This is a genomic window from Nocardia sp. bgisy134 (assembly GCF_965341865.1).
Classification (GTDB): Bacteria; Actinomycetota; Actinomycetes; order Mycobacteriales; family Mycobacteriaceae; genus Nocardia.
Genome location: NZ_CBDQZP010000006.1, coordinates 24279 through 37839 on the forward strand (window position 1 = coordinate 24279; position 13561 = coordinate 37839).

The 13561-nt window shown below is 68.8% G+C and carries 15 protein-coding genes; 7 read left to right on the forward strand and 8 right to left on the reverse strand.

Going from position 1 to position 13561, the window contains the following annotated elements; translation table 11 throughout:
• Nucleotides 1-97: 97 nt before the first annotated feature.
• On the forward strand, nucleotides 98-1078 hold the full coding sequence (locus ACRWNM_RS12620) for an ATP-binding cassette domain-containing protein (protein WP_431966853.1): 981 nt from the start codon (nucleotides 98-100) through the stop codon (nucleotides 1076-1078).
• Complete coding sequence (locus ACRWNM_RS12625; RefSeq protein WP_431966855.1) at nucleotides 1075-1908, forward strand: ABC transporter permease; 834 nt, start codon at nucleotides 1075-1077, stop codon at nucleotides 1906-1908. The genes ACRWNM_RS12620 and ACRWNM_RS12625 overlap by 4 nt, the downstream gene beginning before the upstream one ends.
• A 120-nt stretch (nucleotides 1909-2028) precedes the next feature.
• On the opposite strand, the gene ACRWNM_RS12630 is transcribed toward ACRWNM_RS12625, so the two are convergent.
• Entirely contained in the window at nucleotides 2029-5523 is a 3495-nt protein-coding gene (locus ACRWNM_RS12630) for an AfsR/SARP family transcriptional regulator (RefSeq protein ID WP_431966857.1), read from the reverse strand.
• Nucleotides 5524-5611: 88 nt separating this feature from the next.
• Here ACRWNM_RS12630 and ACRWNM_RS12635 point away from each other — a divergent pair, with 88 nt between their 5' ends.
• Both ACRWNM_RS12635 and ACRWNM_RS12640 read left to right on the forward strand, forming a co-directional pair.
• Nucleotides 5612-6070, forward strand: a complete 459-nt coding sequence (locus ACRWNM_RS12635; protein WP_431966859.1) for an SRPBCC family protein — start codon at nucleotides 5612-5614, stop codon at nucleotides 6068-6070.
• A gap of 50 nt (nucleotides 6071-6120) precedes the next feature.
• Nucleotides 6121-6990, forward strand: a complete 870-nt coding sequence (locus ACRWNM_RS12640; protein ID WP_431966861.1) for a 1,4-dihydroxy-2-naphthoate polyprenyltransferase — start codon at nucleotides 6121-6123, stop codon at nucleotides 6988-6990.
• 8 nt (nucleotides 6991-6998) lie between these two features.
• Here ACRWNM_RS12640 and ACRWNM_RS12645 read toward each other — a convergent pair whose 3' ends face one another.
• From ACRWNM_RS12645 to ACRWNM_RS12665, 5 genes are all read right to left on the reverse strand, one after another.
• Nucleotides 6999-7391: a phage holin family protein gene (locus tag ACRWNM_RS12645; protein WP_431966863.1), complete on the reverse strand. Its 393-nt coding sequence runs from the start codon at nucleotides 7389-7391 to the stop codon at nucleotides 6999-7001.
• Between the two features lie 59 nt (nucleotides 7392-7450).
• A complete protein-coding gene (locus ACRWNM_RS12650; RefSeq protein ID WP_431966865.1) occupies nucleotides 7451-8029 on the reverse strand; it encodes a Clp protease N-terminal domain-containing protein in 579 nt (192 codons plus the stop codon).
• On the reverse strand, nucleotides 8029-8247 hold the full coding sequence (locus ACRWNM_RS12655; RefSeq protein WP_431966867.1) for a helix-turn-helix domain-containing protein: 219 nt from the start codon (nucleotides 8245-8247) through the stop codon (nucleotides 8029-8031). Before ACRWNM_RS12655 ends, ACRWNM_RS12650 begins: the two co-directional genes overlap by 1 nt.
• 109 nt (nucleotides 8248-8356) lie before the next feature.
• On the reverse strand, nucleotides 8357-9442 hold the full coding sequence (locus tag ACRWNM_RS12660) for a PLP-dependent cysteine synthase family protein (protein ID WP_431966869.1): 1086 nt from the start codon (nucleotides 9440-9442) through the stop codon (nucleotides 8357-8359).
• Nucleotides 9439-9786, reverse strand: a complete 348-nt coding sequence (locus tag ACRWNM_RS12665; protein WP_431966871.1) for a DUF4229 domain-containing protein — start codon at nucleotides 9784-9786, stop codon at nucleotides 9439-9441. Before ACRWNM_RS12665 ends, ACRWNM_RS12660 begins: the two co-directional genes overlap by 4 nt.
• A 183-nt stretch (nucleotides 9787-9969) precedes the next feature.
• Between ACRWNM_RS12665 and ACRWNM_RS12670 the strand changes: the two genes are divergently transcribed.
• Both ACRWNM_RS12670 and ACRWNM_RS12675 read left to right on the forward strand, forming a co-directional pair.
• Complete coding sequence (locus ACRWNM_RS12670; RefSeq protein WP_067792165.1) at nucleotides 9970-10182, forward strand: BldC family transcriptional regulator; 213 nt, start codon at nucleotides 9970-9972, stop codon at nucleotides 10180-10182.
• A 118-nt stretch (nucleotides 10183-10300) separates the two neighbouring features.
• A complete protein-coding gene (locus tag ACRWNM_RS12675; RefSeq protein WP_431966874.1) occupies nucleotides 10301-10501 on the forward strand; it encodes a hypothetical protein in 201 nt (66 codons plus the stop codon).
• Nucleotides 10502-10576: 75 nt separating this feature from the next.
• On the opposite strand, the gene ACRWNM_RS12680 is transcribed toward ACRWNM_RS12675, so the two are convergent.
• Nucleotides 10577-11290 carry a hypothetical protein gene (locus ACRWNM_RS12680; RefSeq protein WP_431966876.1) on the reverse strand — a complete coding sequence of 238 codons (714 nt, stop codon included), beginning with the start codon at nucleotides 11288-11290 and terminating at the stop codon, nucleotides 10577-10579.
• Nucleotides 11291-11529: 239 nt separating this feature from the next.
• Between ACRWNM_RS12680 and ACRWNM_RS12685 the strand changes: the two genes are divergently transcribed.
• Nucleotides 11530-12561 carry a hypothetical protein gene (locus tag ACRWNM_RS12685; protein WP_431966878.1) on the forward strand — a complete coding sequence of 344 codons (1032 nt, stop codon included), beginning with the start codon at nucleotides 11530-11532 and terminating at the stop codon, nucleotides 12559-12561.
• 227 nt (nucleotides 12562-12788) lie between these two features.
• Here the strand turns inward: ACRWNM_RS12685 and purN are convergent, their stop codons facing one another.
• On the reverse strand, nucleotides 12789-13397 hold the full coding sequence (gene purN / locus ACRWNM_RS12690) for a phosphoribosylglycinamide formyltransferase (RefSeq protein WP_431966880.1): 609 nt from the start codon (nucleotides 13395-13397) through the stop codon (nucleotides 12789-12791).
• Nucleotides 13398-13561: the final 164 nt, after the last annotated feature.

The following is a 13561-nucleotide window of genomic DNA, read 5'->3' on the forward strand; positions in this document are numbered from 1 at the left end:
TCCTCGCAGACTCTTCGTTCGCCTGTCGGTGTGATGCAAGCGGGCGTGCAATAGCGGTGTAAGGGCGGTGCAAGCGGGGGGCGACAGAGTTCGTGGCATGAAATCTTTCGCACCACATGCGGCACTGGCCGTCGAAGCCGACGCACTGGTCAAGGTGTTCGGGGAGCAGCGGGCCGTGGATGGCGTGAGCCTGGCGGTGCCGCAGGGCTCGGTGTACGGAGTGCTCGGGCCGAACGGGGCGGGCAAGACCACCACCATCCGGATGCTCTCGACGCTGCTGCGTCCCGACGGCGGTCGCGCCAGGATCTTCGGCCACGATGTGGTCGCCGAGCCGACCGCGGTCCGGTCGCTGCTCGGGCTCACCGGGCAGTACGCCTCGGTCGACGAGGATCTGACCGCCACCGAGAACCTGATCGTCTTCTCCCGCCTGCTCGGCCTGAGCCGGGCCGACTCCCGGCGTAAGGCGAGCGAACTGCTCGAGGAGTTCGATCTCACGGAAGCGGCGAACAAGCCGCTGAAGAACTTCTCCGGCGGTATGCGCCGCCGCCTCGACCTCGCGGCGAGCCTGATCGCCACGCCGCCGCTGCTGTTCCTCGACGAGCCGACCACCGGTCTCGATCCGCGCACCCGCGCGCAGATGTGGGACACCATCCGCCGCCTCGTCCGCGACGGCGCGACGGTGCTGCTCACCACGCAGTACCTGGACGAGGCGGATCAGCTGGCCGACCGGATCGCCGTGATCGACCGCGGCAAGGTGATCGCCGACGGCACCGCCGACGAACTCAAGGCCTCGGTCGGCGGTTCCTCCCTGCATCTGACCCTGGTCGACCGAGGCCAGCTCGCCGACGCCCGCCGTATCGTCGGCGATTTCCTCGGCGCCGACGCGCAGATCACCCCCGAGGCCGGTCGGCTCACCGCGCCGCTGCCGGACGCGAGCGTCACCACCGACCTGCTGGTCCGGCTGCGCGAGTGGGACATCGCGATCGACGAGATCACGGTGAGCAAGCCGAGCCTGGACGAAGTCTTCCTGACCATCACCGGCCACCCGGCCGACGACAACGAACGGAGCGCGGCATGACCACCCTCACCGCACCGACCGCCGCCACGGCGGCACCGATCCGAATCCCCGAAGCCAGCAACCGAATCGGCCTCCGCCAGACGGTGTCCAGCTCGTTCACCATGGCCTACCGGGGCATTCTCAAGATCAAGCACAAGCCCGAGCAGCTGTTCGACGTGACGATCCAGCCGATCCTGTTCACGGCGCTGTTCACCTACATCTTCGGCGGCGCCATCGCGGGCAACCCGCACGACTACCTGCCACTCATCATTCCCGGCATCCTGGTGCAGACCGTGGTGCTCACCTCGGTGGTCACCGGCACCCAGCTGCGCGAGGACATGGACAAGGGCGTCTTCGATCGCTTCAAATCGCTTCCGATCGCTCGCATCTCGGCGCTGAGCGGTGCGCTGATCGCCGACATGGTGCGCTATGGCATCGCCACCACGCTCACCGTGATCGTCGGCCTGTGCCTCGGCTACCGTCCCGGCGGCGGCGTGCTCGGCGTTCTGGTCGCCGCGGTGGTCATCGTGCTGTGCTCGTTCGCGATCAGCTGGATCTGGGCGCTGGTCGGCGTGACCGGCAAGAGCGCGGCTGGTGTGCAGGGCATCTCGATGATGGTGATGTTCCCGCTCACCTTCATGTCCGGCGCGTTCGCTCCGGCGCAGACCATGCCCGGCTGGATGCAGGGGATCAACCACGTCAACCCGGTGTACTACATGGTGAACGCGTGCCGAGAGCTGATGAACAGCAACGTCTACGGCAGCAACCTGGCGTGGTCGCTGGTCGGCTCGGCGGTCGTGATCGCCATCTTCGCTCCGCTGACGGTCAAGGCGTACATGCGCAGAGCCTGATCGACATCGCACGGCCGGAACCTCGAAAGGGGTTCCGGCCCTTTGTCGTCTCCGCTGGGCGTATCTCCGCGTTCACTCCGGCCGTGCCGCGGTTTGTGGGCTGACTTCGCCCGACTGTCGCTAAGCGTCCAGCATTCCGCTCAACTCGCGCAGCAGCGCGATGATCCGTGCCGCTCCGGTCCTGCGGCGCAGCCCGGTGGCCGCCCGCAGGGCCGCGTCCATCCGCTCGGCACCGACTCGTGATCGGTGGAAGTCCCTGTGCCGCCGCACCATCATCGAGGGATAGTCCTGCCGGGCGACGACCTTCGCCGACAGCGCGAGCAGCTCCAGACCGGCCGGGGCGTCCGGCTCGATCGCGAGCCGATGCGAGCCGACCGCGCATGCCACCGCGCCGATCTGCGGCAGGTCGTAGAACTGGGCCAGCCTGCCCGCCGCTCCCTCGGTGAGTTCGGCGGCGAGTTCCGTTGCCGCCTCGGCACGTCCGCACAGCACGTGCGCGCCGACCATCGCGCTGGCCAGCATGAGCCCGCCCGGCCCCGGCGTCAGATCCTCGTCCGGCCAGCCCAGCAGCTCCAGCGACCTGCGGTAGTACCGCAATCCGGTGTCCGTGTCGCCCTCGGCCAGTGCGAGTTCCGCGACGCCGCCCGACACGGTGGCCAGCCGATGGTTGCGCCGGACGTTCGGATCGTCGATCGGGGCGACATAGGCCGGGTCGTCGGACGCGCCGAGCGCGAAGTCCAATTCCTCGCGCGCCCGCTCCACCTGACCGACGCCGATCAACGCGACCGCGAGGTAGCTGCGGATCTCCACGGCCTCGTCGTGGGCCCGCAAGGTGCGCAGCACCGCGGCGGCCCTGCGGTAGTAGTCCACCGACTCGGCGTAGCGGGCGGTCTGGCCGCCGAGCTGGCCGAGATGCTGACAGACCATGGCGACGCCCCACAGGTCGTAGGACTCGAGCACCCGCAGGGCGCCGAGTCCGTCACGGGCCGAGCCGTGCACGTCGCCCGCGTTCTCCCTGATGTTCGCGCGGGCGATGAGCGCGGCCACCCGCACGTCCGGGTCGGGGGAACGCGCGCCGTCGGCGAGCATGCGCGCCACGCCTTTTCCGGACGCGTCCACCATCAGCAGTCCGCCGAGGAGGCGCAGCCCGGGGTTCATGCCGACAGCGGTGCGCAGCAGCACCCGGGTGCGCGCCCGCACGGTGGCCAGCGGGCGCGGATCGGCGCTCAGGAAGACCAGGTGTATTCCGATCGTCAGTCCGGCCAGCATCCGCAGATCCGCGAGGACGCCGCGCGCGGGTTCCGGCTCCGGCGCGCAGCGCAGCACTCGCGGCGCCCACGACGTCAGCTCCATGTGCGCGCCGCGCATCATCCACAGCATCGCGAGGACCGGGAACACGCGATACACCGTCGCGGCGTCGTCACGGTCCAGCGCGTAGCGCAGCACCCCCGCCAGATTGTCCTGTTCGGCGGCGACCGAGAGCACCGTCGTCACCTGGTCGTCGGTGCGGTAGCGCAGGGCGGCATCGGCCGAGTATTCGGCCGCCCACCGCGACATCCGCCGCATGACGAGCTCGGCCTCGCCGACGCTGGTCAGCTGTTCCTCGCCGAATTCACGGACCGTCTCCAGCATTCGGTACCGCGTGCCGTCCTCGTCCTCGAGCACGGTAAGCAGCGACTGGCTCACCAGGCCGTCCACCGCGGCGGCCACGTCGTCGATGTCCGGGCCGCCCGCCACCGCCTCGGCGGCGATCGACGTGAAACCCGCTGGAAAACGGCACATTCGGCGCAATGTCGCCTGTTGCGGCGGATCGAGCAGGTTCCAGCTCCACGCGATCACCGCGTGCAGCGTGCGGTGCCGTTCCGGTGACGAACGGTCGCCGCCACGCAGCAGCGCGAATCGGTGCTCGAGCCGGGACTCGATCTCCTCGACGCTCATGGTGCGGGCGCGGGCGGCGGCGAGTTCGATGGCCAGCGGCAGACCATCGAGCATCGCGCACAGCCTGGCGACGGCGTCTTGGTCGAGGCGCACCGTCGGCCGCACCGCGCGGGCTCGCGCGCTGAACAGGTCGGTGGCGGGCGAGCCCGCGGCGTCGATGGCCAAGGGCGCCAAGGGATAGACGCTCTCCGCGGTGATGGCCAGCGGGGCGCGGCTGGTGGTCAGCACGGTGAGCTGGTCGCAGCTGCCGATCAGGTCGGCGACGACCTCGGCGACGGCATCGACGAGATGCTCACAGTTGTCCAGGATCACCAGCATCGGACGGGCCGACAACGCGTCGCGCAGCCGCCTGCCCGTGTCGATTCGCCCCGGCCGCAGCAGACCCGGCTCGCGGACCACCTCGCCGATCCCGAGCGTCGTACTGATCGCCGACTCGATATCGGCCCGCGCGTCGTCGACGGAGGTCGAGCGCACCGACGCGAGCTCCACCAGCACCACGGATTCCTGCCGCGCCACCCTGGCGCCGACTTCGTTGGCCACCCTGGTCTTTCCGGTGCCGCCCGGCCCGAGCACGGTGACCACCCGCGCGGCGCGCAGCAGCCCGACGAGCTGGTCGAGGTCGGCTTCCCTGCCCAGCAGCGCGTTCGGCGCGGCGCGCAAGCCGATGGCCTCGCGCGGGGTGTCGGAGCGGGAACGGGGCTGCGTGTGCAGCGGCGACGTGCTCGTGTCCGGTGCCGGGAGGCCGACGGCTGTGACATGCGCCGACTCGTCCTGGCCGGAAGGGGTTGTCCATTCGGGGTTCTCGACGACGCTGAGCGTCACGGGCCTCCGCCCGTCGGAGGGGACGCTTCCACCGTTCGTCGTAGCTTCCGGGGCGCCCACCGCCTCACCCCGCAGGATGGCGGTGTTCAACTCCACCAGCGCCCGGCCCGGGTCCGCGCCCAGTTGATCGGCGAGGCGATTCCGGAACGCCGCGAAGGATTCCAGCGCCTCGTTGGCCCGGTCGGCCCGCGCGAGCAGGCGCATGAGGTCCAGGTGAGCGGGTTCGTCGAGTGGTTCGGCTGCCGCGCGGCGCCGCGCGATTTCGAGTGCGCCCCGAATGTCGCCACCGGATTCACGCGCCGTCAGCTCCACCGCGTCCAGCTCGGCGGCCAGCGAGGCCGCGACGCGGCCGAGTTCCTCCGCGATCTCACCGGGAGGCAGATCGGCGGCGGGTTCGCCGCGCCAGAGCGCTCGCGCCTCGCGCACCGACTCCAGGCAGGCGGCGACGTCCCCGGCCGCGAGCTCGCCGCGGGCGCGGGAAAGCAACGCACCACCGAGCGTCAGGTCGACCTGGTCGGGCGCGAAGGTGAGCCGGTAGCCCGAGGGGCCGACCTCCAGCGCTCCGTCGGGCAGCGTCGAGCGCAGCCGCGACACCTGGGTGTGCAGCGCGTTCATCGGCGCGCGGGGCGGCTGATCGGCCCACACGTCGTCGATCAGACCCGCTGCGGTGCGGCTGCGGCCGGGTCGCAAGGCCAGCGCGGTGAGCAGCAGCCGGGATCGCGTGCCGGGTACGGGTGTGAGCGCGCCGTCGCGGCGCAGCGCGACCTCGCCGAGCAGGGCCACCGCGACCGATGCGCCCGCCGACGGCGTAGCGGTGGGATTCGGGCCCTCAGGGCCGCGCCGATCTGGAAACATGCCGTGGTCATCGTATGCGAGGGAGCGGGTTGAGACTGACATCGTTTTCTTCCGTGGATTACGGCGGGCTTGCGCCTACGCTTTGCGCATGGCTGAGTTCGAAGTGGTCCGGCGGGTCGTCGTTTCGGCCGAGCCCGCGCACATCCACGCGCTCATCGACAATTTCCGGGAGTGGACGAAGTGGTCGCCCTGGGAGGATCTCGACCCGCAGCTCCAGCGCACCTACTCCGGCGCGGCATCCGGCGTCGGCGCGCACTACGCCTGGAGCGGCAACCGCAAGGCGGGCGCGGGCAGCATGGAGATCGTCTCCGACGAGGAAGGCGAGATCGGCATCCGTCTCGAGTTCCTCAAGCCCTTCAAAGCGACCAACCACGTCGACTTCGAGCTGACCCCCACCGAGTCGCGCGCCACCGAGGTGGTCTGGCGGATGACCGGCACGCAGCAGGGCCTGATGGCGCTGCTCGGCAAGGTGATCTCGATGGACCGGCTGGTCGGCAAGGACTTCGAGAAGGGACTCACCCGGCTGAAGGCGACGGCCGAAGCCTGAGCGCGGGCTGTCGGCGGGCTTCGCCCGGCTGCGCCTATTAGGCTGCGTTCATGGCTACAGCAGCGCAATGGATCGAGGGCGCACGGCCCCGCACCCTGCCGAACGCGATCGCCCCGGTCATCGCCGGTACCGGCGCCGCAGCCTCGCTCGACGCCGCGGTGTGGTGGAAAGCCGTTCTGGCGCTGCTGGTCTCGCTGGCCCTGATCATCGGCGTCAACTACGCCAACGACTATTCCGACGGCATCAGGGGCACCGACGACGAGCGCGTCGGCCCGCTGCGGCTGGTCGGGTCCAAGCTCGCCTCGCCGACGGCGGTCAAGAACGCCGCGATCCTGAGCCTGGCGATCGGCGGCGTACTCGGCCTGATCCTCGTCGCGACGACCGCGTGGTGGCTGCTGCTGGTCGGCGTGGCCTGCCTGGCGGGCGCCTGGTTCTACACCGGCGGCAGCAAGCCGTACGGCTACAGCGGTTTCGGCGAGCTGGCGGTCTTCGTGTTCTTCGGGTTGGTCGCCGTGCTCGGCACGCAGTTCGTGCAGGCCGAGCGCGTCGACTGGGTGGGTGCGGCGCTCGCGGTGGCGGTCGGTTCGTTCTCCAGCGCGGTGCTGGTCGCCAACAACCTGCGCGACATCCCCACCGACACCGAATCCGGAAAGACCACGCTCGCGGTCAAGCTCGGCGATCCCCGCACCCGCACCCTGCACATCGCGCTGCTGGCCGCGCCGTTCGTCGTCACCCTGCTGCTGGTGGTCCGCACCCCCTTCGCCCTGGTGGGCGTGCTCGCCCTCCCGCTCGCGGTGCGCGCCAACGCACCCGTGCGGTCGGGCGGCAACGGCCTCGAACTGATTCCGGCGCTGCGTGATTCCGGTCTCGCACTGCTCGTCTGGTCGGCGCTGACCGCGCTGGCGCTCGGTTTCGCCTGACCGGTCCGTCAGTCGTTGTCGGGAACGAGCACGCCGAGAACCCAGTTCACCAGCGAGATGATGATGCCGCCGAGGACGGCGGCCCAGAACCCGTTCACCACGAGGCCGTACTCGGGGGCGTCGGCGAGTTCGGTGATCTCCGCGGTGAGCCAGAGCATCAGCGCGTTGATCAACAGCAGGAACAGGCCGAGGGTCAGCACGATCAACGGCAGCGACAAAAGCTTCACGAGGGGCTTCACCAGCGCGTTGACCACGGTGAACACCACCGCGATGGCAAGGGCGACGAGAATCTCGCCGCCGGTGCCGTTCTCTTTCGGGCTCAGGATGTCGATACCGCCCACCCATTCGGCGGCCAACCATATGGCGAACGCGTTGATGATCAACCGAAGCACAAGCTGCATGCGCACATGCTAAGTCCGGTGGCCCGCCGCCGCTGGCGGGAAACAAGTTTCCGTGCTTGTCAGGCCGCACGGTCGAGCAGTGCGTGCACCTTCGGCCGCAGATCGTGGATCGGCCCGGAGCCACCGAACAAGCCGACCGTGGTCTGATTCGGCGCGCGCAGGATACCGAGCAGCACGTGCCCGGATTCGATGCTTTTGTCCTTGCGCGCGAGGGCTTCCCGGAGTGAGAGCTCGAGCACTTTCTTCGCGTCCCTGGTGAACGGGATGTGCCCGCTGGTCCACCGCGGCCGCCCGAGGAATCCGCGCCGCGGCTCGGGGAGCGGACGGTCCAGCACGTCCTGGCCGAAGCCTGCCTCCAGCGATTCGCGCACCGCGTCCAGGTCGATGCCGATCGAGCGCAGCGCCTCGGCGTCCTCGGCGCCGAGCGGCTCGCTGGGCGCTTCGACGTTCAACGCGCTCAGCACACCCTCGTGGGTGAGCCCGGCGTCCGCCAGCAACGCCTTCAGCTCGGGCTCGCCCTGTGCGAGCAGACCGAGCAGCACGTGCTCGACCTCGATGCTCGGCGACCCCAGCTCACGGGCGTCTTCCTGCGCGATCACCACGGCCGTCCGCGCCGACCTGCTGAACCGTTCGAACATCAGTTTCTGCCTTTCCGGTTGTACTTCTGGTGGACCGCCTGCTTGCTGACCTCGAGCGCGTCGGCGATCGCCTGCCATGACCAGCCCTGCGCGCGGGCATTGGTCACCTGGATCGCCTCCAGCCGTTCGAGCAGCCGACGCAGTGCGAGCACGGCGCGCAACCCGACCTTGGGATCGGGACTGCCCGCGGCGGCCGCCAGGGTGGTTGCCTCAGTCATGACGTCAATTTTGATTGACGCGCGCGGCGCGTGTCAACAAAAATTGACGCGCAATGTCGTGCGGGAGCGGCGTTTCGCTACGGGAGGAATGCCAAAGCCGGAGTTGCGCTCAGCCGTTCCAGATGCCGGTGGCGTGGAATTCGTCGAGGACGGCGGTCGGCTCGGCCAGGCTCATACCCTGGGCGGCGACCCACTCGTCGTCGAAATAGGTTCCGGCGTATCGATCTCCGCCGTCACAGAGCAGGGTGACCACGCTGCCGCTGCGCTTTTCGGCGAGCATCTCCGCGATCAGGTGGAACACGCCCCACAGATTGGTGCCGGTCGACCCGCCGACGCGGCGGCCGAGCACGTGGCTGGCGTGTCGCATGGCGGCGATCGAGGCGACGTCGGGGACCTCGATCATCCGGTCCACCACCTGCCCCATGAACGAGGGCTCCACCCGGGGGCGGCCGATGCCTTCGATCCGCGACGGCATGCCGGTCTGATATCCGGCGTCCCCGGTCTCGTAGCCGCCGTAGAAGGCGGAGTTCTCCGGATCGACCACGGCGAGCTTGGTGGCATGCCTGCGGTAGCGGATGTAGCGGCCGATGGTGGCGCTGGTGCCGCCGGTGCCCGCGCCCGCCACGATCCATTCCGGGACCGGGTGCGTCTCGAGCACCATCTGCTCGAAGATGGATTCGGCGATGTTGTTGTTGCCGCGCCAGTCGGTGGCCCGCTCGGCGTGGGTGAACTGGTCCATGTAGTGGCCGCCGCACTCGGCCGCCAGCCGCGCCGCCTCGGTGTACATGTCCGGCGGACGCTCCACGAAATGGCAACGGCCGCCCTGCGCCTCGATCAGCGCGACCTTCTGCGGCGAGGTGCTCGCCGGCATCACCGCGACGAAATCCAGACCGAGCAGCTTGGCGAAGTACGCCTCGCTCACCGCGGTCGAACCCGAGGACGCCTCCACCACCGTGGTGCCCTCGGTAACCCAGCCGTTGCAGATGGCGTACAGGAACAGTGAGCGAGCGAGGCGGTGTTTGAGGCTGCCGGTGATGTGGGTGGACTCGTCCTTCAGGTACAGCTGGATGTTCCACTCGACCGGCAGCGGATAGCGGAGCAGATGCGTGTCGGCGGAGCGCTGGGCGTCGGCGTCGATCAACCGCACCGCGTTGTCGACCCAGTCGCGCGGGGCGCTGTGGTCGCAGTACTTCACTTGTCCGCTCCGGACCCGTCCTCACCTCGCAGGCGCGCACGCAGCTGCGCCTTGTCCTTGCGGCGCTTCTCGTCGACCACCGCGATGTCCTCGTTGACCTTGGCGCGCAGCTTCTTGAACAGCGCCAGCGACAGCGGCATCGCGATGATCAGCGCGAACAGCGCGGCCACGACCAGCGGGATGTCCACCGAGACCAGTCGCGCGGCCCCCACGATCAGTGCGGTGATCACCGCGACCAGCGCCAGCCTGGCGAGCGTGTACAGCGCCAGATTCAGGGCCAGCCTGCGGCCGGGATGCGCGGTGGGCTGGGACGATGCGCCGTCCGGACGGGTGGAGTCGCTCACGTGGACCAGGGTATGCGAAGCTGTTGCCCGCCCTCGGCCCACACCCGTTCCCGAGGCCGGACGACGATCCGTTTTGTCCATTACTTCGCCTTTACCAACTGTAGGTGGTTCGCGTACCTAGGGGTCGGAGTGCAACGATGGCGCCATCTGATGAGGGAACTGTCGAGAACGGAGAGGTTTGCTATGACTGCGATCACCGTCGGCGGCCAGGACACTCTGCTGACACCCGGCCAAGTGGCTGCCCTGTTCCACGTCGATCCGAAGACCGTCACCCGCTGGGCCCATGCCGGGCGCCTCGGCTCGCTGCGCACGCCGGGCGGGCATCGCCGTTTCCGGGAGTCCGAGGTTCTCCAGCTGCTGAAGTCGCTGACCACGGAAGCAACCCCCACCCGCTGAACGACCACGACCGGCGCGGGCATCCATGCCCGCGCCCGGTCATGTCGGACCGATTCGGCTCCTGCGGTGTGCGTTGACGTCGCACGCGGCTACCCTCGATAGCAGGAGGTGAGCGAACGTGACGTATCTGTTGGCACTCATCGCCGTAGTGGCTGTCGCGGTGTTGTGCTGGAAGGCGTTCGGCCCCGTGCGTGCTGGTGATCGAATCCCCCGTTCACCCCAGCGCAAGCAGATCCTCGGGCCCGACGACGACCCGGAGTTCCTGTGGCGCATCTCGCGGCAACAGCATCCCGACGGTGATGGCACCACCGACCGCTGAATCGGGTCGGACCGCGTCCTGACGCGGGTCGTGCGCCCGGCCGGATGACTGCGCGCGGGTCGCCTGCATCGGCGGTCAGGGTTGGCTCAGCGGTGCGTTGCGGCAGACGTTCGGTCGCTGGTCGGGATTCGCCAGGTAGTGCCGCAGGAGGCTGTGGGCGATCAGCGGGTTCATGAGCAGGTGCCTGTCCGACACGGTCATGATGCCGAAATCGCCCCTGTTGATCGTCATCCGCCGCACGGTCGCGTTGACGGATTGCCAGACTTCGGCGGACGGATGCGCCTCGATGGCGATGAGGTTGTCATAGCGGCTTCCGCCCTGGCGTCGGATGCGAGCGTCGATACCAGATACCTGCTGCCACGGGATCGCGAAGACGCTGCCCGCGTTGTCGCGATACAGGATTCGCGTCGGCGTGAGCGTCAATCCCGGCACCACGCCTCGCCGTCCGCGCAGAATCAGATACGCCGACAGCAGCGCCAGCACACCGAGCGGCCCGACGAACACCAAGGCCAGCAGGCCGAGCCAGGTCCGTTCGACGACCGCGATCACCGCGTTCGCTCCGGCGACCGCGACCAGCAGCACTCCGAGCGCCGCCGCCAGCACTCCGTAGATTTTGCGCGGCGCGCGGAGCGCCAGCAACAGCCCGGATTCCCGCACCCCGTCGTGTTCGATGTCCTCCACCCGCACGCCCGCCCAGCCGCGCCGCTCGTAGTCCCGCGCGCGCTTTTCTTCCCATCGCCATCGTTCGGGCCACGCGTACTCGGCCCCCGAGATGTTCTCCCCACTCATCCGGCCGATCCTGCCACAGCGGATCCGGACGACACGATTCTTTTCGGACCTCGTGACACGCGCGCGGCCCGAGAACACGTGTGTCGCGCCGCAATTCGGAGAATCGGGCGCGCGTCCTGCTCGGTCGGCGCACACTGCTCGAACACTGGCCGAACCCGGTCATGATCGACGACGGCGTCCGTGCCGGGTGTCGGCCGCTCGCCCGCGATCGCAAGGGACCGATGGTAATGGCCGCGCCGATGTCCGAAGACGAAACATCCGCCGCGGGAGTGACGCCCGCGCCCGATTCGACACTGCCGCCCGCGACCGGAGGGACCGGGACCGGCGAACGCGACACCGGAGATGACGCCGGCACCGCGAGCGGCCTCGGCACTACGTCGAGCGAGATCAGCACCGCACCAGGCGACCTCAGCACCGCGGCGGGCGACGAAAGCGTAGCGCCGAGCGATGACAGCAGCACGGTGCCGGAGGCTCCTCCGATGGACGCACCCGTCGCGGAGGATGTGGAGGCAGCCCATGTCGCCCGCGAAAAGGCGAAGTTGGAGAAGGCCACGGCAACCTACGAGGCGTGCAGGGCGCGGGGCGAAGAGCTGGTCGCCAAGATGCGGACGGCCGCCGCCCGGTCGGCTAGCGAACATCGAGCGCACCGTGCGTCGATCGCTTGGCGCGAAAAGCTTTTCGACGCGGAGTATTCGACCGAGGACGCATCCGACTCGGTAGGCGCGGTGTGCACGCGATGGCACAGAGTCTCGGCGACATCGTCGTACTACTACAAGAATTGCCCGCGCCCCGGCTCGAATCACATCTACTCGTGGCAGAACTACCGGCACGGGGACGAGCGGTTGCGGAACTCCGATGTGTACTTCTACCAGTACGCCGCCGCCGCGGGAAAACCCGAAACCCTTCCACCGCTGCACTTTCTGATGCGCAACTCCGCCATGGCGGCCGACACCCAAGAGGTCTATCAGTATCTGATGCATCGCGATTCCGGCTCTGTCGAGGCGGGTATGCGCGAGGCGGGGACGGACGATTTCCACGCCCTGCTCGGCACCATGAACGGATCCGGACCCGCTTATCTCGTCATCGATCACGGCGAGGAGCTCGGAATAACAGGCATCAGCGGCATCGACATCGCGCACAACACGGACACCACCTATTACTTCCAGTCGGCTACATCGTCGGCCGGCTCATCGAGTTCCTCGTCGTCGAGCTCGAGCAGTTCGTCATCGAGCTCGAGCAGTTCATCGAGTTCGTCGAGTTCGTCCAGTTGAGTCGAGGCCCGTCGACCGCGGAGGTGGCGCGCCTGTTTCGATGACGCCATGATTCCGGTCTCGCGCTGGACGGGGCCGGCGAACTGGTCGTCTCGCGTGCGCCGGAGCTGCCCGCGCTGGGCGGCACCGGCGCGCTGCACTCGTTCGAGCGAACAACATCGTCGAACCAGTCGAAGACGACCGTGGCCGAGGACGACAGCGGTGGGTGTCGGCACACCCGGATCGAGTCAGCGGTCGGCGGCGGCGGAGTCCCGGGTCGCGATGATCTGGACGACTGCGGGAAGCAACAGGTGCTCGGCGGCCAGGACGCGCTCGGCCAGCGAATCGACCGTGTCGTCGGGCAGCACCGGCACTTCGCTCTGCGCGATGACCGCGCCCGTGTCGTACTCCTCGGTCACGAAGTGGACCGTCGGACCGGACACCGTATCGCCCGCCGCGAGAACGGCCTCGTGGACGGCCTTGCCGTACATGCCCAGTCCGCCGTGGCGCGGGAGCAGCGCGGGATGGATGTTGATGATGCGCCCGCCGAACTCCTCGCGCACCCGCGGCCCCAGCTTCTTCATATAGCCCGCGGTGACGACCAGAGCCGTATCGTGCGCGACGAGCGTCGCCCGCATCGTCTCGTCCAGTTCCTCCGGATCCGGATGCGTCCGCCCCGACATGTGCACCGCCGGAATCCCGGCCTCCCGCGCATACGCCAACGCCCCGGACCCACTGTTGTTCCCGATCACCAACGCGATCGCGAACCGCGCCTCCTCCTCCAGCGAGGCCCCGTGCAGCGCACGCAAATTCGACCCATAGCCCGACGCAAGCACCGCGACCCGAAGCCTCGACATACCCGCAGTCTCCCACAGCCCGAGCCGCGGCTCGACGACGGTCGAGACCCGGCCGATCAGAAATCGTGGGTTACGGCATGAGCAGCAGTTGGCCGGTCCTGGACCGAACGATGGAGAAGTGCTTGCGTTCCAGCGTGGTGACGGCGATGACGGCCGTCTGGGCG